This is a genomic window from Pseudomonas sp. NFPP25 (assembly GCF_900116505.1).
GTDB classification, from domain to species: Bacteria; Pseudomonadota; Gammaproteobacteria; order Pseudomonadales; family Pseudomonadaceae; genus Aquipseudomonas; species Aquipseudomonas protegens.
In genome coordinates, this window is the sequence record NZ_FPBG01000002.1 from 101,448 (window position 1) to 121,787 (window position 20,340).

The 20,340-nt window shown below is 62.3% G+C and carries 24 protein-coding genes and 1 riboswitch; of the genes, 12 read left to right on the plus strand and 12 right to left on the minus strand.

Translation table 11 applies throughout. The features are described from left to right. Window positions 1–4 precede the first annotated feature (4 nt). The 4 genes from BM382_RS07400 to BM382_RS07415 all read right to left on the minus strand — a co-directional run bounded on the left by BM382_RS07400 (window position 5) and on the right by BM382_RS07415 (window position 3,213). A complete protein-coding gene (locus tag BM382_RS07400) occupies window positions 5–940 on the minus strand; it encodes a MerR family transcriptional regulator (protein ID WP_072442506.1) in 936 nt (311 codons plus the stop codon). 3 nt (window positions 941–943) lie between these two features. Next, window positions 944–1,894, minus strand: coding sequence for a YbgA family protein (locus tag BM382_RS07405; RefSeq protein WP_072442508.1), 951 nt, complete (start codon window positions 1,892–1,894; stop codon window positions 944–946). A gap of 120 nt (window positions 1,895–2,014) precedes the next feature. Next, window positions 2,015–2,230 (minus strand): TIGR02450 family Trp-rich protein, encoded by a 216-nt coding sequence (locus tag BM382_RS07410; protein WP_011063391.1) that lies wholly within the window; start codon window positions 2,228–2,230, stop codon window positions 2,015–2,017. Continuing rightward, the gene (locus BM382_RS07415; RefSeq protein WP_011063390.1) at window positions 2,227–3,213 is read right to left on the minus strand and encodes an NAD(P)/FAD-dependent oxidoreductase; all 987 of its coding nucleotides are present in this window, start codon (window positions 3,211–3,213) and stop codon (window positions 2,227–2,229) included. The genes BM382_RS07410 and BM382_RS07415 overlap by 4 nt, the downstream gene beginning before the upstream one ends. 194 nt (window positions 3,214–3,407) lie before the next feature. Here BM382_RS07415 and BM382_RS07420 point away from each other — a divergent pair, with 194 nt between their 5' ends. Both BM382_RS07420 and hemH read left to right on the plus strand, forming a co-directional pair. Beyond that, window positions 3,408–4,316 (plus strand): TIGR01777 family oxidoreductase, encoded by a 909-nt coding sequence (locus tag BM382_RS07420; protein ID WP_072442510.1) that lies wholly within the window; start codon window positions 3,408–3,410, stop codon window positions 4,314–4,316. Between the two features lie 8 nt (window positions 4,317–4,324). Further along, complete coding sequence (gene hemH / locus BM382_RS07425; RefSeq protein ID WP_072442512.1) at window positions 4,325–5,347, plus strand: ferrochelatase; 1,023 nt, start codon at window positions 4,325–4,327, stop codon at window positions 5,345–5,347. Between the two features lie 58 nt (window positions 5,348–5,405). Here hemH and BM382_RS07430 read toward each other — a convergent pair whose 3' ends face one another. Continuing rightward, window positions 5,406–6,680 carry a uracil-xanthine permease family protein gene (locus BM382_RS07430; RefSeq protein ID WP_011063387.1) on the minus strand — a complete coding sequence of 425 codons (1,275 nt, stop codon included), beginning with the start codon at window positions 6,678–6,680 and terminating at the stop codon, window positions 5,406–5,408. A 2-nt stretch (window positions 6,681–6,682) separates the two neighbouring features. Further along, window positions 6,683–7,321 (minus strand): uracil phosphoribosyltransferase, encoded by a 639-nt coding sequence (upp, locus tag BM382_RS07435; RefSeq protein ID WP_011063386.1) that lies wholly within the window; start codon window positions 7,319–7,321, stop codon window positions 6,683–6,685. A 164-nt stretch (window positions 7,322–7,485) separates the two neighbouring features. Between upp and BM382_RS07440 the strand changes: the two genes are divergently transcribed. From BM382_RS07440 to BM382_RS07455, 4 genes are all read left to right on the plus strand, one after another. Beyond that, entirely contained in the window at window positions 7,486–8,043 is a 558-nt protein-coding gene (locus BM382_RS07440) for a hypoxanthine-guanine phosphoribosyltransferase (RefSeq protein ID WP_011063385.1), read from the plus strand. Between the two features lie 3 nt (window positions 8,044–8,046). Then, window positions 8,047–8,520, plus strand: a complete 474-nt coding sequence (locus tag BM382_RS07445; RefSeq protein WP_011063384.1) for a WbuC family cupin fold metalloprotein — start codon at window positions 8,047–8,049, stop codon at window positions 8,518–8,520. Between the two features lie 99 nt (window positions 8,521–8,619). Next, window positions 8,620–9,105, plus strand: coding sequence for a hypothetical protein (locus BM382_RS07450; RefSeq protein ID WP_011063383.1), 486 nt, complete (start codon window positions 8,620–8,622; stop codon window positions 9,103–9,105). A 63-nt stretch (window positions 9,106–9,168) separates the two neighbouring features. Further along, window positions 9,169–9,456, plus strand: a complete 288-nt coding sequence (locus tag BM382_RS07455) for a PA4642 family protein (RefSeq protein WP_011063382.1) — start codon at window positions 9,169–9,171, stop codon at window positions 9,454–9,456. Between the two features lie 67 nt (window positions 9,457–9,523). On the opposite strand, the gene mqo is transcribed toward BM382_RS07455, so the two are convergent. Together mqo and BM382_RS07465 are read right to left on the minus strand one after the other, a co-directional pair. Then, complete coding sequence (gene mqo, locus BM382_RS07460; protein ID WP_011063381.1) at window positions 9,524–11,035, minus strand: malate dehydrogenase (quinone); 1,512 nt, start codon at window positions 11,033–11,035, stop codon at window positions 9,524–9,526. A 735-nt stretch (window positions 11,036–11,770) separates the two neighbouring features. Further along, complete coding sequence (locus BM382_RS07465; protein ID WP_019096022.1) at window positions 11,771–12,004, minus strand: hypothetical protein; 234 nt, start codon at window positions 12,002–12,004, stop codon at window positions 11,771–11,773. 206 nt (window positions 12,005–12,210) lie between these two features. Here BM382_RS07465 and BM382_RS07470 point away from each other — a divergent pair, with 206 nt between their 5' ends. After that, window positions 12,211–12,795: a YajG family lipoprotein gene (locus BM382_RS07470; protein ID WP_011063379.1), complete on the plus strand. Its 585-nt coding sequence runs from the start codon at window positions 12,211–12,213 to the stop codon at window positions 12,793–12,795. 88 nt (window positions 12,796–12,883) lie between these two features. Here the strand turns inward: BM382_RS07470 and BM382_RS07475 are convergent, their stop codons facing one another. After that, window positions 12,884–13,090 carry a hypothetical protein gene (locus tag BM382_RS07475; protein WP_011063378.1) on the minus strand — a complete coding sequence of 69 codons (207 nt, stop codon included), beginning with the start codon at window positions 13,088–13,090 and terminating at the stop codon, window positions 12,884–12,886. Window positions 13,091–13,279: 189 nt separating this feature from the next. On the opposite strand from BM382_RS07475, the gene BM382_RS07480 reads away from it, so the two are divergent. Continuing rightward, entirely contained in the window at window positions 13,280–13,567 is a 288-nt protein-coding gene (locus BM382_RS07480; protein ID WP_015636955.1) for a hypothetical protein, read from the plus strand. Between the two features lie 66 nt (window positions 13,568–13,633). Here the strand turns inward: BM382_RS07480 and BM382_RS07485 are convergent, their stop codons facing one another. After that, entirely contained in the window at window positions 13,634–14,800 is a 1,167-nt protein-coding gene (locus BM382_RS07485) for a 1-acyl-sn-glycerol-3-phosphate acyltransferase (RefSeq protein WP_015636954.1), read from the minus strand. A 140-nt stretch (window positions 14,801–14,940) separates the two neighbouring features. On the opposite strand from BM382_RS07485, the gene BM382_RS07490 reads away from it, so the two are divergent. Genes BM382_RS07490 through BM382_RS07500 form a run of 3 tightly spaced genes read left to right on the plus strand, consistent with a single transcriptional unit; the run spans window position 14,941 to window position 16,056 of the window. Beyond that, window positions 14,941–15,123: a CPXCG motif-containing cysteine-rich protein gene (locus BM382_RS07490; protein WP_011063375.1), complete on the plus strand. Its 183-nt coding sequence runs from the start codon at window positions 14,941–14,943 to the stop codon at window positions 15,121–15,123. Between the two features lie 16 nt (window positions 15,124–15,139). After that, the gene (locus tag BM382_RS07495) at window positions 15,140–15,400 is read left to right on the plus strand and encodes a putative signal transducing protein (RefSeq protein ID WP_011063374.1); all 261 of its coding nucleotides are present in this window, start codon (window positions 15,140–15,142) and stop codon (window positions 15,398–15,400) included. Between the two features lie 35 nt (window positions 15,401–15,435). Beyond that, window positions 15,436–16,056: an SOS response-associated peptidase gene (locus BM382_RS07500; RefSeq protein ID WP_011063373.1), complete on the plus strand. Its 621-nt coding sequence runs from the start codon at window positions 15,436–15,438 to the stop codon at window positions 16,054–16,056. A 115-nt stretch (window positions 16,057–16,171) separates the two neighbouring features. On the opposite strand, the gene BM382_RS07505 is transcribed toward BM382_RS07500, so the two are convergent. Beyond that, a complete protein-coding gene (locus BM382_RS07505) occupies window positions 16,172–18,313 on the minus strand; it encodes a methyl-accepting chemotaxis protein (protein ID WP_072442514.1) in 2,142 nt (713 codons plus the stop codon). 273 nt (window positions 18,314–18,586) lie between these two features. Here BM382_RS07505 and BM382_RS07510 point away from each other — a divergent pair, with 273 nt between their 5' ends. Next, window positions 18,587–19,405 (plus strand): M48 family metallopeptidase, encoded by an 819-nt coding sequence (locus BM382_RS07510; protein ID WP_011063371.1) that lies wholly within the window; start codon window positions 18,587–18,589, stop codon window positions 19,403–19,405. Between the two features lie 84 nt (window positions 19,406–19,489). Here the strand turns inward: BM382_RS07510 and BM382_RS07515 are convergent, their stop codons facing one another. After that, window positions 19,490–20,074 carry a TMEM165/GDT1 family protein gene (locus tag BM382_RS07515; RefSeq protein WP_011063370.1) on the minus strand — a complete coding sequence of 195 codons (585 nt, stop codon included), beginning with the start codon at window positions 20,072–20,074 and terminating at the stop codon, window positions 19,490–19,492. A gap of 92 nt (window positions 20,075–20,166) precedes the next feature. Continuing rightward, a riboswitch (yybP-ykoY riboswitch) is annotated at window positions 20,167–20,288 on the minus strand. Window positions 20,289–20,340 lie beyond the last annotated feature (52 nt).

The following is a 20,340-nucleotide window of genomic DNA, read 5'->3' on the forward strand; positions in this document are numbered from 1 at the left end:
CGGATCAGAAAAGTCCTCGCTCGAGCAGTAGCTGGCAGGCCGCTATCGGGTCCTGGGCCAGGTACAGATCGGCGATTTCAGTGGTACATACGGACCACTGGGCGGGGTGGATGCACACCGCGGGTCCGACGATGAATTTTTTGCAGGCCACGCCGCTGAGCAGCCTGGGCAACTGGGCGGGGTTGAGTGCCTTGCCGGAATACAGCAGCAGGCCCCGGGCCTGCAGGCGTTCGGTGGCCAGGGCCAGTTCGCCGCCGGGCAGCGGCCAGTCGAAGACCTCCACCGGGCAGTCGGCGTTACTGGCCAGCCAGGCGGTGAGCCACAGGTGCGGCTCCAGTGGCAGGTCCGACTGATTGACCAGCAACAGCGGGGCGCCCTGCACTTGGCGGTTGTTGTGATAGATCCGGGCGCCGAGCTTGCTGCGCAGCCAGGAGTAGAAGAACACCTGTTCCATCTGGCTGCCGAACTGGCCTTGCCAGCGTTGTTGCAGTTCCGCCAGCAGCGGCATCAACAGGTGCTCGCACAGGGTCCGTGGCGGGTACAGCGCCATGGCCTGATTGAAGGTGTCGTCGACCTTGCGCTCGGCCAGCTGGCTGATGGCCCGGGCGAGGGCGGCGCGCAGGTGCAGCCAGTCATTCTCCACCTGGGGGCTGGAGCTGGTGTCGCTGTCCAGCAAGGGCTTGACCTGGCTCACCGCAACCCCTCGATTGAGCCAGGTGAGGATGGTCAGGATCTGCTGCACCTGCTCGCTGGAATACAGCCGGTGGCCCTTGGGCGTGCGCCGGGGCACGATCAGCCCGTAGCGGCGCTCCCAGGCCCGCAAGGTGACTGCGTTGACACCGGTCTGGCGCGCCACCTCGCGGATCGGCAGCCAGCCCTGTTCCTGGCAGTCGGTATCCGGGGCGGTGTCTTCGTCGACCGCTGGGGGGAAGGGTTTCATGGCTCAGATCGCGTTGCGCAGGCTGAGGTCTTCGGGGTGCGGCTGCAGGTACAGTTGCTGGGCAATGTAGGGATCGGGGTTCTGGCGCAAGTGGTGCTTGAGCAGGGTCAGGGGCACCACCAGCGGCACGATGCCCTGGCGGTACTGGCTGATGAGGCGTTGCATTTCCTGCTTGTCCTCGCTGCTGATGGCCCGCTTGAAGTAGCCACTGATGTGCTGCAGCACATTGCTGTGGGTGCCACGGGTGGCGCAGCGGCTCAGCGCTTCCATCAACTGGCTGAAGTAGCGTGGGCCGATCAGCGTCGCATCGCCCTTGCCCATGCTGCCCAACAGATTGCCCAGGGCCTTGTACTGTTCGGGGTGATGGGCCATCAGCAGGTATTTGCAGCGCGAGTGGAAGTCGGTGAGGGCGCGGCGGGTCAGGCCTTGCTTGAGCAACGCCTGCCAGTCGCGATAGACGTAGACCCGGGTCAGGAAGTTTTCCCGCAGTACCGGGTCGTTCAGGCGTCCGGCTTCTTCCACCGGCAGATTGGGATGCTGTGCGCAGAATGCCTGGGCATAGATTCCCCGGCCGCCGTTTCGGTGGGGAATGCCGTTGGCCTGGTACACCTTGACCCGCTCCAGACCACAGGATGGTGAGTTCTGCATGAAGATATAGCCACAGATATCGTCTACCTGGGCCGCCATGCGCTCGCCATATTCCGCGAGGGGCAGGGTGACATCCAGGCTGGCATCCACGGTGCCTACGGCCCGGGGTTGCTCGGGGTCGCCGACCAGTCGAATAGGTTCGCGGGGGGTGCCCATGCCGATCGCAACTTCCGGACACAGAGGCAGGAAATCGAAGTAGTCACTGAGTACTCGGCTGCACAGGCGAGACTCCTTGTGCCCACCGTTGTAGCGGACCTCGACGCCCATCAGGCAGGCGCTGATGGCAATTTTCGGCTTGGCGGACATGGTGCAACCTCCGGGGCTTACCTGTACAAAAAAGTAACGCTGTACAACTTGTCTTCATCATAGAATTAAAGTTGTACAAGTCAAATTATTTGTATAGGTATTGCCTGGTAGGTTGTCGGGTTATTTCCAGCCCATTCGCCAGTCGCTGTCGTTGAGCAGGGTTTGCCAGCTCATGCGCTGGCTGCGTCGGGTGAGTACGGCTTGCAGTTCGATGTCCAGCACAGTGCCTTCTTCGTCGCAGAAAAGCTCAGTGACCAGGAAGTGTTTCTCGCGGTGTTGCGGGTGGGCTGCTGTCCATTTCGACAGCAGCAGTTTGCGCGGGTTGAGTCGATTCACTGCAGGCTCTCGTGCAAACGGCGTGCGGCTTCCTGACCACTGAGCCAAGCGCCTTCGACGCGGCCGGACAGGCACCAGTCGCCGCAAACGTACAGGCCCAGATCGGCGTCGGCCAGGGCGCCCCATTCATGGCTGGTGGCCGGGCGGGCGTAGAGCCAGCGGTGGGCCAGGCTGAAGGTGGGGGCGGGCATGACGCTGTGCAGCAGCTCGGCGAAGGCACCGTGCAGTTGTTCGGTCACGGCTTCTTTCGAGAGGTCGATGTGCTGCCGGCTCCAGGCGCTGGTGGCATGCAGGACCCAGGTGTCGAGGTGGCTGTCGCGCCCGGGCTTGCTGCGGTTGCGGGCCAGCCAGTCCAGCGGGCTGTCCTGCACGAAGCAGCCTTCCATGGGGGTTTCCAGAGGGGTATCGAAGGCCAGGGCGACGGCCCAGGTCGGGTCCATTTTCACCCCGGCGGCGACGCCCGCAAGCTTCGGCGCGGCGGCCAGCAAGGCAGTGGCCTGTGGTGCCGGCGTGGCGATCACGACGTGGCTGAAAGGGCCGTGGGTGAAACCTTCGGCGTCCTGCAGATGCCAATGCTGTTCGCCGCGGAAGACTTCGGTGATGCGGCAGGCGAAGTGGGCCTCGAGGTCGCCGATCAGCGCGCGGGTGATGGCACTCATGCGGGGAGTGCCGACCCAACGGGTCTGTTCATCCGGCGAGGGGCTGAGCTGGCCGCCGTGGGAGTTGTAGAGTTGTGGCGTCCATTCGGCGACCCAGCCCTTGGCTTGCCAGCGCTGGACTTCGGTGACGAAACGACGGTCACGGGCGGTAAAGTACTGGGCTCCCAGGTCCAGGCTGCCGGCATCGCTGCGTTTGCTCGACATGCGCCCGCCGCTGCCGCGGCTTTTATCGAAAAGGTGGACGGTATGCCCGGCATCTCGTAGCGCCTGGGCGGCGGAGAGTCCGGCGATGCCGGTACCAATGATTGCGATGGGTACTGTCATAGGGGCCTCGTTTACCTTTCTGTACAGATTACGCCGCCGCCAAAACCTGTACAATATTGTTTTTTGGTATAGCTTTCGGCGTCATCGGTTGTTCAGGTTGTCTATCGTTAAAACACAGCCTGTCCGATTGAAAAGATCCCTGCTTATAAAAATAGACTAGTGATTCGGGTAAAACGCCACGCGAGGAAGATGTCATGCATATATTGCTGACCGGCGGTACTGGTTTGATCGGGCGTGCCCTGTGTCGTCACTGGCAGGCCCAGGGTCACCAGTTGAGTGTATGGACTCGCCAACCCGATAAGGTTGCCGCCCTGTGCGGTCCCCAGGTGCGGGCTGTCAAGGCGTTGCAAGAGCTGGACCAGATCCCGGTGGACGCGGTGATCAACATGGCCGGGGCGCCGATCGCCGATCGGCCCTGGAGCCACAAGCGCAAGGCGCTGCTTTGGCACAGCCGCATCGCCCTGACCGAAACCCTGCTGGCCTGGCTCGAAAGCCGCGAACACAAACCCGGTGTGCTGGTGTCGGGCTCGGCGGTGGGCTGGTACGGCGACGGTGGCGAACGGGAACTGAGCGAGGATTCGCCCCCGGTCAACGAGGACTTTGCCAGCCAGTTGTGCATAGCCTGGGAAGAAACTGCCCAGCGCGCTGAGGCCATGGGCGTGCGTGTGGTGCTGGTGCGCACCGGTTTGGTGCTGTCGCCCGAGGGCGGCTTTTTGTCGCGCCTGCTGCTGCCCTTCAAGCTGGGGCTGGGCGGGCCGATCGGCAACGGCCGGCAATGGATGCCGTGGATTCATATCGACGATCAAATCGCCCTGATTGATTTTCTTGTGCATCAGCCTGGGGCGCAGGGTCCTTATAATGCCTGCGCGCCAAAACCGGTGCGCAACCGCGAGTTCGCCAAGACCTTGGGGCGGGTTCTGCACCGGCCTGCACTGATACCGCTGCCGGCGTTTTTCCTGCGCCTGGCCTTGGGTGAATTGTCGTTGCTGTTGCTGGGAGGCCAGCGTGCCGTTCCCGCGCGGTTGCTGGAAGCGGGTTTCACTTTCCAGTTCACTGATTTGCCTGCGGCCCTGGACGCCTGTGTCCAGCCGCCTCTGAAATAGGACGTTGCATGACCGATCACGCGTTGCTCCTGGTCAACCTGGGTTCGCCGGCTTCCACTTCGGTGGCGGACGTGCGCAGCTACCTCAACCAATTCCTCATGGACCCATATGTGATCGACCTGCCCTGGCCGGTCCGACGTTTGCTGGTGTCGCTGATCCTGATCAAGCGGCCAGAGCAATCGGCCCACGCCTACGCGTCGATCTGGTGGGAAGAGGGTTCGCCGCTGGTGGTGCTCAGCCGGCGTCTGCAGAAGGTAATGAGCGAGCAGTGGAAGCAGGGCCCGGTAGAGTTGGCCATGCGCTACGGCGAGCCTTCGATCGAGTCCGTGCTGCTCAAGCTGGTGGCCCAAGGGCAACGCAAGATCACCCTGGCCCCGCTGTATCCACAGTTTGCCGACAGCACGGTCACCACCGTGGTCGAGGAGGCCAGGCGTGTGGTACGCGAGCATAAGCTGGACGTGCAATTCAGCGTGCTGCAACCCTTCTACGATCAACCCGAGTACATCGAGGCGTTGGTGGCCAGCACCCGGCCGCACCTGCAACAGCCTTTCGATCATCTGCTGCTGAGTTTCCACGGCCTGCCCGAGCGGCACTTGAACAAGCTCAACCCGGGACACTCCCTCGATGGTGCCGGGGACTGCTGCGCAGAGTCATCGCCCCAGGTGCTTGCCAACTGTTATCGCGGCCAGTGTTTCCGCACCGCCAGGGCCTTTGCCCAGCAGATGGGCCTGGCCGACGGGCAATGGTCGGTTTCCTTCCAGTCACGGTTGGGGCGAGCGAAATGGATCGAGCCCTACACCGAGGCACGCCTTGATGAACTGGGTAAACAAGGGGTGAAGAAGCTGCTGGTGATGTGCCCGGCATTTGTCGCCGACTGCATCGAAACCCTGGAGGAGATCGGTGATCGCGGTCGCGAGCAGTTTCGCGAGGCGGGAGGGGAGGAACTGGTGTTGATCCCTTGCCTGAATGACGACCCACAATGGGCCAAGGCCTTGAACGCCTTGTGCGAGCGAGCGCCGCTGGCGTTGTAAATAGCTTCGCCGGCAAGCCGGCTCCTGCGGGGGAGACAGCTTGCCGGCGAAGGGTTCTCTAGATCAACGGCTCATCGGCCTTCTTGTTCTTCCAGCCGTCGTTCCCCGGCAGCACCAGGTTCAGCACGATGGCGACAACGGCGCACAGGGCGATGCCCTTGAGGCCGAAGTCATCCGGACCGGTACCGGTTCCCACCAGCACGCCGCCAATGCCGAACACCAGGGTCACCGAGACGATCACCAGGTTGCGGGCTTCGCCCAGGTCGATCTTGTGGCGGATCAGGGTGTTCATCCCCACTGCGGCGATCGAGCCGAACAGCAGGCAGAGAATCCCGCCCATCACTGGCACCGGGATGCTTTGCAGCAGCGCGCCGAACTTGCCGATAAAGGCCAGGGTGATGGCGAAGACCGCCGCCCAGGTCATGATTTTCGGGTTGTAGTTCTTGGTCAGCATCACCGCGCCAGTGACTTCGGCGTAGGTGGTGTTGGGCGGCCCGCCGAACAGGCCGGCAGCGGTGGTGGCGATGCCGTCACCGAACAGGGTGCGGTGCAGTCCGGGCTTCTTCAGGTAGTCGCGGCCGGTGACGCTGCCGACCGCAATCACGCCACCGATGTGCTCGATGGCCGGTGCCAGGGCGACCGGGACGATGAACAGGATCGCCTGCCAGTTGAACTCCGGTGCGGTGAAGTGCGGCAGCGCCAGCCAGGGGGCGGCGGCGATCTTCGCGGTGTCCACCACGCCGAAGTAGAACGACAGGGCAAACCCCACCAGCACGCCGGAAATGATCGGCACCAGGCGAAAGATGCCTTTGCCGAACACCGCGACGATCAGGGTGGTGAGCAGCGCCGGCATCGAGATCATCATCGCCGTCTGGTAATGAATCAGCTCGCTGCCGTCACCGGCCTTGCCCATGGCCATGTTGGCGGCGATGGGGGCCATGGCCAGGCCGATGGAAATGATCACCGGGCCAATGACCACCGGCGGCAGCAGGCGGTCGATGAAACCGGTGCCCTTGATCTTCACGGCCAGGCCGAGAAAGGTGTAGACGAAGCCCGCCGCCATTACCCCGCCCATGGTCGCGGCGAGGCCGAACTGGCCCTTGGCGAGAATGATCGGGGTGATGAAGGCAAAGCTCGACGCCAGGAAGACCGGCACCTGGCGCCCGGTCACCACCTGGAACAACAGAGTCCCGAGACCCGCCGTGAACAGCGCCACGTTCGGGTCGAGACCGGTGATCAGCGGCATCAACACCAGGGCACCGAAGGCCACGAAGAGCATCTGCGCGCCAGACAGTACCTGGCGCCAGAGCGGATCGTTGAACTCGTCCTGCATGATCAGGAATCCTTCTGCTTGGTGCCGAAGATCTTGTCACCGGCATCACCCAGGCCAGGAATGATGTAGCCATGCTCGTTGAGCTTCTGATCGATGGAAGCGGTGTAGATGGTCACGTCCGGGTGCGCCTGCTCGACGGCGGCGATGCCCTCGGGGGCGGCCACCAGGACCATGGCGCGGATGTCACGGCAGCCGGCCTTTTTCAACAGGTCGATGGTGGCGACCATGGAACTGCCGGTGGCCAGCATCGGGTCGATGATCATCGCCAGGCGCTCGTCGATTTCCGGTACCAGTTTTTCCAGGTAAGTGTGGGCTTGCAGGGTTTCCTCATTGCGCGCCACGCCTACAGCGCTGACCTTGGCGCCCGGGATCAGGCTCAGCACGCCTTCGAGCATGCCGATGCCGGCACGCAGGATCGGTACCACGGTAATCTTCTTGCCGGCGATCTTCTCGACCTGGACAGGGCCGCACCAGCCTGGAATCTCGTAGCTTTCCAGGGGCAGGTCTTTGGTGGCTTCGTACGTCAGCAGGGCACCGACTTCCTGAGCGAGCTCACGAAAGTTCTTCGTGCTAATGTCTGCGCGGCGCATAAGGCCAAGTTTGTGTCGGATCAGCGGATGGCGGATCTCACGGATGGGCATAGGGAAAGGCTCCGGCGGCGGGCAAAAAAAACGGCCTAGATTAATCTATCCGGGGTTGTTGTCCTATAGACATAAAGTACGTTAGTCCAGAAACGCTTGATCTGACCGGGCCGGATGCGTACCTTTGCCCGCTTTTCCGAAACTGCCACCCCTTGGAGAGCGCCATGTCCGCTGATCTCGAGCATATCCGTCAAATCATGCGCGAGGCTGACTGCCTGTACACCGAAGCTGAAGTCGAGGCGGCCATCGCCCGGGTCGGTGCACAAATCACTGAAGAACTGGCTGAGCGCAATCCGGTGGTGTTCTGCGTCATGAACGGTGGCCTGATCTTCGCGGGCAAGCTGCTGACCCACCTGCGCTTTCCCCTGGAAGCCTCCTACCTGCACGCTACCCGCTACCGCAACGAAACCAGCGGCGGTGAGCTGTTCTGGAAGTCCAAGCCGGAAGTCTCCTTTATCGACCGCGACGTGCTGATCATCGACGACATCCTCGATGAAGGTCACACCCTGGGTGCGATCATCGACTTCTGCAAACACGCCGGCGCCCGCGCCGTGCACACGGCCGTGCTGATCGACAAGGACCACGACCGCAAGGCCCGTCCGGACCTCAAGGCCGACTACATGGGCCTGCCTTGCGTGGACCGCTACGTGTTCGGCTACGGCATGGACTACAAGGGCTACTGGCGTAACGCTGCCGGCATCTATGCCGTCAAGGGCATGTAAGCGATGACCGGGCCGAGCTTTCTCGATCAAGCGTTGTTCAGCGACCTGGCTGAGAAAGCCGCGGCCAACCCCCGCGGTCGTCAGCACCACAACTTCCATGCCATGGAAGAGCCTTGCCACCGCATGGCGGTGGGGCTGCAACCCTCCACTTATGTTCCGCCGCATCGCCACCTGAGCGCTGACAAGGCCGAGACCCTGCTGGTGCTCAAGGGGCGCCTGGGCGTGCTGATTTTCGATGAAGCGGGCCAGGTCCAGGGCAAGCGGGTGCTGCAGGCCGGCGGCGACTGCGTCGGTGTGGACTTGCCGGCCGGGGTTTTCCACGGCCTGGTGGTGCTGGAGCCCGACAGCCTGATGTTCGAATGCAAGGCCGGCCCTTATCGCCCAGTGGGCGAGGGTGAGCAGGCCAGTTGGGCGCCCCGTGAAGGCGAGCCCGGCGTGGCCGAATACCAGGCCTGGATGCGCGCCCAGTTCGACTGAACAGGCCCGCGCCCGTGACAGCGGCCTACCGTCGGTAACGGTGCAAGATTTGCGGTAAAAACCCGTGCTAGAGTGCTCGGCCCTTGTCTGGAGCCTGTCATGAGCCTGTTGATTCGCAGTAGCGCGGCCCTTCTTCTGTGCTTGAGCCTGCCCTTGGCAGCCGCCCCGGCCCCCTTGCACGGGCAGTTCCTGCCTCCCGATGATCTGACCCTGCGCGACAGCGTCCCGCAACAGCAGCAGTTGTTACAGGTCACCGAGTATTCGGTGGTGATCGGCAGCCAGCGCCAATCGAACCAGCAACCGATTCCCGTGACTTCGCCAGTGTGGGTGCGGCTCAAGGGCAAGCCGTTGAACAAGGGCGCCACCATCAGCCAGGTGCTGGTGAACTTCGACGGTGAAAGCAAAAGCCTGAAAAAGCCGCAGTTCGATGCCAAGACCCGGACCCTGACCCTGTATTACCCGCTGGCCCAGTACCGTGCGGTGATGGACCTGTTGCGCAACGACACGGTGTATTGCCAGTTCCTCAGCTATGCCAACGGGCACATCTGGGCTGACCTGCATACCGGCAGCGTGCGTTCGCGTTGAGGCCATATGCGGGCTGGGGGTAAACTGCCCGCCCCGTGAAATGTCTGCGAGCTGGAGTCGGCAATGCGTAAAGATAAGAAACAAGTGATTGGTGACGAGATCAGCGACGAGCAGATCAAGTTGTTCCTCGATTTCGAGCCGGTCGATGCAACTTCGCCGTCCCTGCACAAGCTGATCAAGGCCTATCGTGGCCTGCGCATCGATGATTTCGAACGCTTCCTGACCTTCTTCGTCGAGGCCGGTTTCGACCTGGATGGCAAGGATGAGCACGGCCAGACCTTCGTCGACCTGATCCGTGATCAGCGCAACGCCGCCGACTACATCGAGCTGATGGACAACGCCCGCGGCTGATCTTCTCGCCAGGCATAAAAAAACGCCCCGTCCTGCGAAGGACGGGGCGTTTTTCATTCAGCGCGGATCAGATGCAGCTTTCGGTTTCCTTGCTTGGCTCGACCAGCTCCAGGCTCAGGTTGTTTTCGCTGTTGATCTGGTGGTACAGCGTTGCGTCGGTTTCCAGGACCTTTTCCCGTGCCGGGAAGATTTCCTTGAGCTTGGCAGCCCATTCGCCGCTGGCCTTGGCCGGGAAGCAGCGCTCGATCAGCTCCAGCATGATCGAAACGGTCACCGAGGCACCTGGCGAGGCGCCGAGCAGGGCGGCCAGAGAGCCGTCCTTGGCGGCCACCAGTTCGGTACCGAACTGCAGGATGCCGCCTTTCTTCGGATCCTTCTTGATGATCTGCACCCGCTGGCCGGCCACCTCCAGGCGCCAGTCCTCGGCCTTGGCCTCGGGGTAGAAGCGGCGCAGGGATTCCAGGCGCTGCTCCATGGACTGCATGACTTCGCTGACCAGGTACTTGGTCAGGTCCATGTTGTCCCGGGCCACGGCCAGCATCGGGCCGATGTTGCCGGCGCGTACCGACATCGGCAGGTCGAGGAACGAGCCGTGCTTGAGGAACTTGGTGGTAAAGCCGGCATAAGGCCCGAACAGCAGGGACTTCTTGCCTTCGACCACGCGGGTGTCCAGGTGCGGCACGGACATTGGTGGCGAGCCCACGGCCGCCTGGCTGTAGACCTTGGCCTGGTGCTGCTTGACCACTTCCGGGTTGTCGCAACGCAGCCACTGGCCGCTCACCGGGAAACCGCCGAAGCCCTTGCTCTCCTCGATGCCCGAGGCCTGCAGCAGGGGCAGGGCCGCGCCACCGGCGCCGAGGAACACGAACTTGGCGTCGACTTCGCGGGTACTGCCGCTGTTGACGTCCTTGATGCTCACGGTCCAGCCGTTGGCCTTGTTGCGCTTGAGGCCAGTGACACGCTTGCAGTACTTGACCTGGGCATCGGGAGCGCTGGTCAGGTGCTTGAGCAACTGGTTGGTCAGGGCGCCGAAGTTGACGTCGGTACCGTTGAGCACGCGAGTGGCGGCGATGGTTTCGTCCGCTGGGCGGCCCGGCATCATCAGCGGCATCCACTCGGCCATCTTGGCCTTGTCTTCGGTGTATTCCATGTCCGCGAAGGCATGGTGCTGGCTCAGTACTTCAAAGCGCTTCTTGAGGAAGGAAACGCCTTTTTCGCCCTGTACGAAGCTCAGGTGCGGCACGGGGCTGATGAAGGACTTGGACGAGCCGAAGGTGCCTTTCTTGGTCAGGTAGGACCAGAACTGCTTCGACACCTCGAACTGGGTGTTGATGTGCACGGCTTTCTTGATGTCGATGCTGCCATCGGCGGCCTGTGGCGTGTAGTTCAGCTCACAGAGGCCGGCATGGCCGGTACCGGCGTTGTTCCACGGGTTGGAACTTTCCGCGGCACCCGAATCCATCAGCTCGACGACTTCCAGCTTGATCGCGGGGTCGAGCTCTTTGAGCAGTACAGCAAGGGTGGCACTCATGATGCCGGCCCCGACCAATACGACGTCTACTGCTTCGTTATGCGCCATTAACGCGTCTCCAAAATCTGCAGCACCAAATTGACGGCATGGCTGCCAGGAGTGACGGGGCGGTTCACGTAATGCCCCAGGTTACCCATGGCCAGGATCGCCATGTCCGAATCTTCGCAATTTTTTGCAACTACCACGGACGCTGCCAACCGGGCCTCAAGGTGCGTATGAACGCATCTCGGGGAGCCTCGGGCAATTCGACTTATGGTCGATACATCCGCTCGTGCAACCAAATCCGTCAGCGGACAGGCTTCAAGCACCAGTTCTTGAGGAGTGCTCGGTCCTGTGTAATCGGGCTGTTGTAGAGGCCAATGGTGCCAGTTCAGACGCAAAACTATTCATTTGCTCGCCACACTCTTGTGAAGTTGTGAAAACCCGTTTTTTCACGCTCTTTTGAAGACGTGAACCTCAAAAAAGGGCTGCCTCAGCCTGGCACCTGGCCCGCGCGGTGATGCCGGCAAAGGATGCGGGCACGACGGGCAAACAGCTTTAAGTGGCCGAGCAACGGCAGCTCTGCAGTTTCGCGAAAAGTGGAGGTTTGCAAGGTGAACAGCAAGCACGCCAGCTTCACTCGAACTGTGTGGGCGGCTCTCTGTGGGCGGTGCGGGGTGCCAAAGCAGTGGCGTTGGCGGTACTGCGAGGCCCGATCAGGAGACGTCCTTATAATCGGGGGGAGATTGTAACGAAGAAATGCGCAGAAATGATCCTGTTTCGCGACTTTTATTAGGCTTTTGGTCAGGTGGCCAGTATCGGTTGCACCCGGGAGCGAGCGCAGCGCGGGCTGACCCGGGCGCTGGCGGGCAGCGCCTGGTGCAACCAGTTCAGGCGAATTTCCTGGATTTCCACCCAGCCATCGCCTACCGGGGCCAGCAGGCAGTGCTTGAAGGCCTGGCAACGTCCCTGGCTGTCCAGCAGGGCGAAGCTGCGAAACTGTTGACGCGGGGCGAACAGGGAGCGGAGGAAGTTCATGACCAGGTACCTGAATGTGTCATTGACGATAAGAATGCCCTTGAGCCGTTACATCATGATGTATTGCCAGTGAACGGCAGGTTACAGGAACCCGGTTGTACGGGACCTGTCTGAGTCTTGACTAAGTCATGCCTGGCGCTGGTTTGCCGTCCTTGTGCACCGCTATACTGCGGGCCTGTTTGTGCCTGATTCCTGGAGAGATGAGCATGTTGCAACGCCTGTTGTTCGGTTTGATCACTGTGACCAGCCTGTCGCTGGTGGGTTGCGCCCACAGCCCGCAACAACTGAGCCCGGAGCCCAAGCTCACTGCCCAGCTGGCGCCTGTCGGCCATGGCCAGCCGGTGGTGGTGAAAGTGGTTGATGGACGTCCTTCGCCGACCCTGGGCACCCGTGGCGGCCTGTACCCGGAAACCAGTGCCATCACCGTGCAGAGCGCGCAGATCCTGCCCAAGCTGCAGGCCCAGGCCGAAGCCGCAGTGCGCCTGCTGGGCTTTACTCCGACCGCCGGTGGCGCCAACGCCCCTCAGTTGACCGTGACCCTGGCCGAGCTCAAGTACCAGTCGCCTAAAGAAGGCCTGTACGTGACCGAGGCCACCATCGGTGCCACCTTCCGCTCGGATGTGCAGAACGCCAACCGTCGTTACAGCGGCCGTTACGGTGCTTCCCTGGACCAGCGTTTCGGCATGGCGCCGAACCAGGACACCAATACCAAGCTGGTGGGTGATGTGCTCAGCGATGCCCTGACCCGTCTGTTCAAGGATCCGACCGTGGGCCAGATCCTCGGCGAGTAACCCGCGCCTGGCCGGGGTTTGAGCCCTGGCCAAGCAACGAAAAAGCCCGGCTGCCTGATGGCGCGCCGGGCTTTTTTATGGGCGCGGATCAGGCCGCCTCGACGTAGAAGTCCAGCATACTGACGCCCGTCAGCAGGTCTGTTTCCGGCAGGTCCGCGTGCTGGTGCCCGCCCAGGGCGCAATACACCAGCCAGTGCCGGTCCTGCACGTTGAACGCCAGGGCGCCCACCAGCGCCTGCTGTTCTTCACTGGGGGCGATCAGGTAAAGGCGGTCCTGGTTTTCGGCGTGCAGCATGACAAGCTCCGTGGGTTTCGAGGGGCGACAGACTGGCTTGTTTAGATGACGAAAAGATGACGCTTTAAATTAATGGACCGGCGTCTCGTTACTGGTCGGAAAGCCCCCCGCGTTTTGTCGGGGATTGAGTAGAATCCGCGCCGCGGGTGCACTCGACGGCCCGTATACGGCTTTCCTCCGAGGTTCATGATGTCGCTGCAACTGATCTGGTCGATGTTCAACGCCCATCCCGCCAAACTGATCAACCTGCTTGCCCTGCTGTTCGCCTGCCCAGGCAGCTGGCTGCTGCACGCCACCCGCCGTCGTGAACTGCGGGCCCTGGCCAATCTGGCCGTGCAGAGCGAGGGACGGGCGGTGGATCAGCCGCTGCTGATGCTGGATCCCGCAACCTTGCGCATCAATAGGTTTTTCTACCGCTTCGGCTTCGCCTGCCTTGGCCTGGCGTTGCTGGTGTCCTGGATCAGCACCCGGTTCTGATCAACCCCCAGGTTGCAGAAACGACAACGGCGCCCGCAGGCGCCGTTGTGCTTTCCAGTCCGGCCGTTACAGCGCCAGACCGGCCTTGACCCGATACTGGTTGCGCACCGGATTGGCGTATTGCAGTACCAGGTACGGCCGGTGTTCTGCCGGGCAGGCATCCAGCCGGCGCTGCCACTCCTGTTCGGCCTTGGCCAGCTCCTGGGCCGGGAAGACCTCGGCGGCCGTTGGCACCTGCAGTTGTGGATCGGCATCGCTCCACTGGGCATAGGCCAGGTAGTGCACCGGGAACAGGCGGTAGCCGCCGAGGATCTGCCGGTCCATTTCCATGGCCAGTTGCTTGGTGTCCTCGAAGGATTCGCTGATGGGCGCGGCGAAGTTCACGTGGACCCGGCCTTTATAGCCGGTGATGCCCTTGGCGATGCTCACGTCATCCTCGCCTGGTGCCTTGGTATAGGTGCCGGTGGTGGCGCGGATGTATAGCTCGCGGGCCTTGGCCTGGTCGCAGGGGTCGTATTCGTAGCTGATGGACACCGGCGTCAGGTTCAACGACTGGATGACCTCGCCGAACGGCTCGTCCTTGCGGCTCATGTGGAACATCTTGAGGATCGCCGATTCGGTGCGATCGTCGCCATCCTTGGCCCGGCCCTCGGCCTGGGCGATCCAGATCGACTGGCCGTCGTTGCGGATCGAATGGTTGATATAGGCCGACAGCAGTTGGTAGGCCGCGAGCTTTTCCCGGCGACCGCTGATGGAACGGTGCACGATGAAACTCTTGTTCAGGCGCATCAGGTCGCTGACAAACGGCTTCTGCAGCAGGTTGTCGCCAATGGCGATGCGTGGCGTCGGCAGGCCGGCGTGGTACACCGCGTAGTTGACGAAGGCCGGGTCCATGACGATGTCGCGGTGGTTGGCCAGGAACACATAGGCGGTGCCCGACTTGAACTGCTCGACGCCGGTGTAGGTCACGCCGTCGGTGGCCCGCTCGATGGTGTGGTCGACGTAGAATTCGACCTTGTCCTGCAGGGTGGCCACCGAAGTGACCCCGGCAAACTCACGGCGCAGGCGGTGAGCGATCAGGGGTTTGAGCAGCCAGCCGAAAGTCTTGGCAAAACGCGGGAAGCGAAAGTGGGTGAGGATATCTAGAAACGCCTTGTCACCGAGCAGCCGGGCCAGCACCGCTGGTACTTCGCTGTCGTGGTAAGGTCGGATGGCATCGAATTCGCCCATCATGCTCTCTTGTTAGAAACGGCTAGGGTAAGAAAAGGTTCGGATCGAAAAAAAGCCGGGCACGGTCTGAAAATTCAGCTCAAACAAAAAAAGCCCTGCAAATAGACCGGCGATTATACGCATAAGTCACTCTGGAGACGGCGATGCTGGAAACCGACCATTATCAGTGCCCTTACTGTGGCGAACAGGCAGAGGCGGTGCTGGACCTGTCTGGCGGCGACCAGACCTATATCGAAGACTGCCCGGTGTGCTGCCGGCCCATTGTATTCACGCTGCAAACCGACGGTCGGGAATGGATGCTCGACGTTCACAGTGAAAACGACTGAATGGGGAGTGGCCCTTATGCAGCGCATCTACGAGCCGGAAAACCTGCTGGAAGGCGAGTTGCTCCAGTGCATGCTGGCCAGCGAGGGGATCGAGGCCCATCTGCAGGGGCGCGATCTGTTGGGCGGGGCAGGGGAGCTGCCGCTGTTCGGGCTGCTGGGGCTGTCGGTGGAAAACCACCAGGCGCAACAGGCGCGAGAGCTGATCGCTGCGTACAATGCGGCCCTGCCGTTGCCCTTTGATGAACCGGACAATTTTGCCGGGGTGCTGGTCTGTTAGGCTGAGCGCCGATTTGCCGAGAGTTGTATTGCCCCATGTGTGGACGTTATGCCCTGTTTCGCTGGAACCCCGCGTTTGCCGCCTTGCCGGGATTTCCCGCCGACCAGAAGGCGCAGTGGAACATCTCGCCCAATGATTCGGTGCTGATCCAGCGCGCGGAAAACGGCCAGCGCACCCTGGCCCGGGCCCGCTGGGGGCTGACACCGCCGTGGCTCACGGACCTTTCCCGGACGCCCGCCCATGCCCGGGCGGAAACCCTGGCGGAGCAGCCGATGTTTCGCCAGGCCTTTCGCGAGCGGCGCTGCCTGCTGCCGGCCAATGGTTTCTACGAATGGCGCGGCGGCACCCGCAAGCGCCCCTACTGGCTGACGCCGGGGGAAGGTTCGTCGATCTTTTTTGCCGCGATATGGGAGGCCTACCCGGTGCAGGAGCAGGTCTGGCTGAGCACTGCCGTGGTAACCCAGGCGGCTTCCAATCTGCGTCGCCCGCTGATCCTCGATGCCGCCGGCCAGCAAGCCTGGCTCGATCCCGAGACCCCCTTGCATGCCCTGCAAGCCTTGCTGGCCAGCCCGCCGGCAGCCCTGCGCGAGCGGGTCCTGGCCAACCTGGTCAATGACCCCAAGCTCAACGGCCCCGAGTGCCTGACCCCCGCCTGAAGCATCAACTGCAGGAGCTGGCTGCAGGAGCTGGCTTGCCAGCGAAGAGGCCCCCTGGTTTGCTGTCCAAGCCAGGATCGCTTTCGCCGGCAAGCCGGCTCCTACAGGTCCGTGATTAGACTTTGAACTGGTTGATCAGGCGTCGTTGCTGTTCGGCGAGCTTGGTCAGCCCGGCGCTGGCCGCACTGGACTCATCGGCGCCGCCCGCCACTTCATTGGCCACCTGGCCGATATTGATCACATTGCGGTTGATGTCCTCGGCCACCGCGCTCTGCTCCTCGGCGGCGCTGGCGATCTGGGTGTTCATGTCGTTGATCACCGACACCGCTTGGGTGATGGTTTCCAGGGCCTGGGCCGCCTTGGCCGCGTGCTCCACACTCTGGTCGGTCTTGTGCTGGCTGTCCTCCATCACCCGCACCACTTCCCGGGTGCCCTGTTGCAGTTGCTGGATCATCGACTGGATTTCTTCGGTGGCCTGCTGGGTTTTCTGCGCCAGGTTGCGCACCTCGTCGGCAACCACCGCAAAGCCCCTGCCTTGCTCGCCGGCCCGGGCCGCCTCGATTGCCGCGTTAAGCGCCAGCAGGTTGGTCTGCTCGGCAATCCCGCGAATGGCGATGAGGATGGCGTTGATGTTCTCGCTGTCCTTGGCCAGGGTCTGCACCACGCCCACCGCACGGCCGATTTCCTCGGCCAGGGCGCCGATGGCGCTGGAGGTGTCGCGCACGATCTGCATGCCCTGGCTCGCGGCCTGGTCGGCGTGGCTGGCGGCTTGCGCGGCCTGGGTGGCATTGCGCGCGACGTCCTGGGCGGTGGCGGTCATTTCGTGCACCGCGGTGGCTACCTGATCGATTTCAACCATTTGCTTGTGCACGCCCTGGTTGGTGCGAATGGCGATGTCTGCGGTGTGTTCCGAAGAATCGCTGACGCTCTGAACCGAGGTCACCACTTGGCTGATCATCGCCTGCAGCTTGGCCAAAAAGGTGTTGAAGCCTTTGGCGATGGAGCCCAGCTCGTCAGCGCGATCGCTGGTCAGGCGTCGGGTCAGGTCGCCTTCGCCCTGAGCGATGTCATCGAGCATTGCCACCATCTGCCGCAGTGGCCGGGCAATGCCGTGGCCCACCAGCCAGATCACCAGCAAGCCGAGGCCGGCAATCACCAGCCCGACCATGGCCATGCCGAAGGTGTCGGCCTTGCGTTGTTCGGCCAGGTCACCTTGCAGTTTGTCGAGGTCGGCCATCACCGCGCTCAGCGGCAGTTGCAGCATCAGGGTCCAGTGCGCATCGGTCTGGCCGATGCCGAAGGGCAGGTACAGGCTGATGTTGCCGTTGGCCTGGTCGACGTCGTAGGTCACTTCGCCGCGCTTGAGGCTGGACAGCTTGGTCAGTGCATCACTGCTGAGCACGTCGCTGACTTTTTCACCGAACTTGCTCGAGTCTTTGGTATAGGCGACCAGGCGACCGTTACCGCCGATCAGGGCCATGTGCCCGGCGCCGCCGTAGAGCTTCTGGTTGGCGCCCACCAGCATGTCCTGGATGAAGTTCACTGACAGGTCGGCACCCACGATGCCCTGGAACTTGCCGTTGAGCAGGATCGGCTGAATAAAGGAGGCCAGCATCACCACCTTGTCGCCGACCTTGTAGGGAGCGGGGTCGATGGCGCAAGGCTTTAGGCTGTCCTGGGAGCAGAGGTAGTACTCGCTGGCGCGCACGCCGGTGGAAAGCAGGGTCCGATCATTGACGTCGGCCAGTTTGTCCAGGCCCAGGCTGCCGTCTTCGTTGCGGAACCACCAGGGCAGGAAGCGGCCGTTTGCTGCATCGATACCCACCACCGAGGTGCCTACGTAGGCAGCGTCGTCATGGTCGATGGCGCCGGGTTCCCAGCCAATGTACGCACCGAGGATCTTCGGGTTCTGGGTGACGTTTTCCTTGATCAGGGCAATCAGCTGTTCACGGCTCAGGCTCAGCCCGGCATGGCCTTGCGAGTCCTGGGTGCCCATCAGCGCATTGACCCGCACCAGGCCGCCGGCGATCAGCAGGGGCGCTTCCAGTTCGCGCTGGATCTGGCTGACCTGGGTCTGCGCCAGGCCGCTCAGGCGTTGTTCGATGACCTGTTCGAACTGGGCCTGGGTACGGTCTTGCACCATCTGCTGGGTCCTGGCCCCGGAGAACAGGGCGTACAGCACCAGGGCTGCAACCACGCTGAGAACGATGGCGCCGGCCAGGGCGGCGACGGAAAACTGGATCGACTTGAACTTCATAGAGGCTCCGGGCGCAGGAATTTAGGTCTGCCGAGCTGTATCGGCCGCTGCAGCACTGGCCATTAGCCTTACACGGAAAAATGACTGTTTCAGGGAGCTTGATGTCGTTCTTGGCAAGCTGTGGGGGTAACCCGGGCGGGATTTGCGGGAGGAATGAATTTTCTCCTGCAAGGCAGATATGTATCTGAAATGCGACCGATTGCTGTTTTTACATCTGGCGCGGATACATTTCCGCCCTTAGGATACGCGCCACGTTTTCAGGGAGGTTTCATGATGAAGAAGTCATTGGTCGTATGTGCATTGAGTGCCGCAGTACTGCTCAGCGGTTGTGAAACGGTCAATACCACCAGCGGTGGCGTGGTCGGTGTGGATCGCAAGCAATCCATGTTCAGCATGGTTTCCAGCGCTGAAGTGAACCAGTCCTATGCCCAGTCCTATCAGCAGACTCTGGGTGAAGCCAGCAGCCAGGGCGTACTGGACAAGACCAGCGCCAACGCCAAGCGCCTGCAGGTCATTGCCAACCGCCTGATTGCCCAGGCGCCGACTTTCCGCCCCGACTGCGCGCAGTGGAAATGGGAAGTCAACCTGATCAAGAGCGACGAGCTCAACGCCAACTGCGGTCCTGGCGGCAAGATCATTTTCTACTCCGGGCTGATCGAGAAGCTCAAACTCACCGACGATGAAATCGCCGCGGTCATGGGCCATGAAATTGCCCACGCCCTGCGCGAGCACGGTCGCGAAGCCATGTCCAAGCAGTACGCGGTCGGTGCCGGCAAGCAGATCGCCACCTTGTTCGGCGTTCCGCAGGAAACCGTAGCCCTGGGCGACAACGGGGTGAACCTGCTGATGACCCTGCCCAACAGCCGCGAGAATGAAAACGAAGCGGACCTGATCGGCCTGGAACTGGCCGCCCGTGCCGGTTACAACCCGAATGCGGCCATCAGCCTGTGGAACAAGATGGGCCAGGCTGCCGGTGGCTCCGCGCCGCCCGAGTTCATGAGCACTCACCCGGCTTCCACCAGCCGTATCGCTTCCTTGCAGGCGGCGATTCCCAAGGTGATGCCGCTGTATCAGGCCGCCAAGAAGTCCTGATCCCTTCGCGTCATTGTCGATGATGCTATCGCCGGCAAGCCGGCTCCTACGGTTGCGTAGGGGCCAGCTTGCCGGCGATTTCGTTTATACCCAGCCGCTGATCTGCATGGCCTTGTACACCGCCACCACGGCGAGGATGAAGAAGGCCGACGCCGCCAGGCGACGGATCAGGGTCAGGGGCAGCTTGTCTGCGGCGAAGTTGCCTGCCAGGACCACCGGTACGTTGGCAATCAGCATGCCCAGGGTGGTACCGATGATCACCAGCCACAGATCCGGGTACTGCGCCGCCAGCATGACGGTGGCGACCTGGGTCTTGTCACCGATTTCTGCCAGGAAGAAGGCGATCAGGGTGGTCAGGAATGGGCCGAACTTGCGTGCAGTATTGGCTTCGTCGTCGTCCATCTTGTCCGGAACCAGGGTCCACAGCGCGGTGGCGGTGAAGCTGGCGGCGAGGATCCAGTGCAGGGTCGAGTCCGAGAAGAAGCTGCCGAACCAGGCGCCTACCGCACCGGCCGCCGCGTGGTTGGCCAGGGTCGCGGCAACGATGCCGGCGATGATCGGCCAGGGTTTGCGAAAACGTGCGGCGAGAATCAGGGCAAGCAGTTGCGTCTTGTCGCCGATTTCGGCCAAGGCAACGATTGCGGTGGGAACGAGGAGAGAATCCAGCATCATCAGGGTTTTCCTAAGGGGCGGGTCGACACGGCTATGACACGTACAGCCTTCCCGCCCCGGGTAAGGTGTGCGTGTCATAGGTCTTGTCAAACCCTGCGGTCCGTCTGTGCGGACTCTTGGGTCGCATGCGCCATGGTCTGTTGACCAAGTATGTTGACGCATGCCGGACGAGCGTGGCGCTCGTGGGAGACTACTCCCCTAGGACGGAGCGGATTCTGCCTAGGCAAAACCCTTTCGGCAAGCCTTGTTTGCGAAAAAGGATT

Excerpts from the sequence above, each read along its gene's own strand:
- BM382_RS07420 (WP_072442510.1), top strand. The coding sequence starts at position 3,408 with ATGCATATATTGCTGACCGGCGGTACTGGTTTGATCGGGCGTGCCCTG.
- BM382_RS07480 (WP_015636955.1), top strand. The coding sequence starts at position 13,280 with ATGTCGCTGCAACTGATCTGGTCGATGTTCAACGCCCATCCCGCCAAA.
- BM382_RS07415 (WP_011063390.1), bottom strand. The coding sequence starts at position 3,213 with ATGACAGTACCCATCGCAATCATTGGTACCGGCATCGCCGGACTCTCC.
- BM382_RS07465 (WP_019096022.1), bottom strand. The coding sequence starts at position 12,004 with ATGAACTTCCTCCGCTCCCTGTTCGCCCCGCGTCAACAGTTTCGCAGC.
- BM382_RS07505 (WP_072442514.1), bottom strand. The coding sequence starts at position 18,313 with ATGAAGTTCAAGTCGATCCAGTTTTCCGTCGCCGCCCTGGCCGGCGCC.
- BM382_RS07485 (WP_015636954.1), bottom strand. The coding sequence starts at position 14,800 with ATGATGGGCGAATTCGATGCCATCCGACCTTACCACGACAGCGAAGTA.
- BM382_RS07400 (WP_072442506.1), bottom strand. The coding sequence starts at position 940 with ATGAAACCCTTCCCCCCAGCGGTCGACGAAGACACCGCCCCGGATACC.
- BM382_RS07455 (WP_011063382.1), top strand. The coding sequence starts at position 9,169 with ATGCGTAAAGATAAGAAACAAGTGATTGGTGACGAGATCAGCGACGAG.
- mqo (WP_011063381.1), bottom strand. The coding sequence starts at position 11,035 with ATGGCGCATAACGAAGCAGTAGACGTCGTATTGGTCGGGGCCGGCATC.
- BM382_RS07450 (WP_011063383.1), top strand. The coding sequence starts at position 8,620 with ATGAGCCTGTTGATTCGCAGTAGCGCGGCCCTTCTTCTGTGCTTGAGC.
- BM382_RS07515 (WP_011063370.1), bottom strand. The coding sequence starts at position 20,074 with ATGCTGGATTCTCTCCTCGTTCCCACCGCAATCGTTGCCTTGGCCGAA.
- BM382_RS07475 (WP_011063378.1), bottom strand. The coding sequence starts at position 13,090 with ATGCTGCACGCCGAAAACCAGGACCGCCTTTACCTGATCGCCCCCAGT.
- BM382_RS07500 (WP_011063373.1), top strand. The coding sequence starts at position 15,436 with ATGTGTGGACGTTATGCCCTGTTTCGCTGGAACCCCGCGTTTGCCGCC.
- hemH (WP_072442512.1), top strand. The coding sequence starts at position 4,325 with ATGACCGATCACGCGTTGCTCCTGGTCAACCTGGGTTCGCCGGCTTCC.
- BM382_RS07495 (WP_011063374.1), top strand. The coding sequence starts at position 15,140 with ATGCAGCGCATCTACGAGCCGGAAAACCTGCTGGAAGGCGAGTTGCTC.
- upp (WP_011063386.1), bottom strand. The coding sequence starts at position 7,321 with ATGCCCATCCGTGAGATCCGCCATCCGCTGATCCGACACAAACTTGGC.
- BM382_RS07490 (WP_011063375.1), top strand. The coding sequence starts at position 14,941 with ATGCTGGAAACCGACCATTATCAGTGCCCTTACTGTGGCGAACAGGCA.
- BM382_RS07430 (WP_011063387.1), bottom strand. The coding sequence starts at position 6,680 with ATGCAGGACGAGTTCAACGATCCGCTCTGGCGCCAGGTACTGTCTGGC.
- BM382_RS07445 (WP_011063384.1), top strand. The coding sequence starts at position 8,047 with ATGACCGGGCCGAGCTTTCTCGATCAAGCGTTGTTCAGCGACCTGGCT.
- BM382_RS07405 (WP_072442508.1), bottom strand. The coding sequence starts at position 1,894 with ATGTCCGCCAAGCCGAAAATTGCCATCAGCGCCTGCCTGATGGGCGTC.
- BM382_RS07470 (WP_011063379.1), top strand. The coding sequence starts at position 12,211 with ATGTTGCAACGCCTGTTGTTCGGTTTGATCACTGTGACCAGCCTGTCG.
- BM382_RS07510 (WP_011063371.1), top strand. The coding sequence starts at position 18,587 with ATGAAGAAGTCATTGGTCGTATGTGCATTGAGTGCCGCAGTACTGCTC.
- BM382_RS07440 (WP_011063385.1), top strand. The coding sequence starts at position 7,486 with ATGTCCGCTGATCTCGAGCATATCCGTCAAATCATGCGCGAGGCTGAC.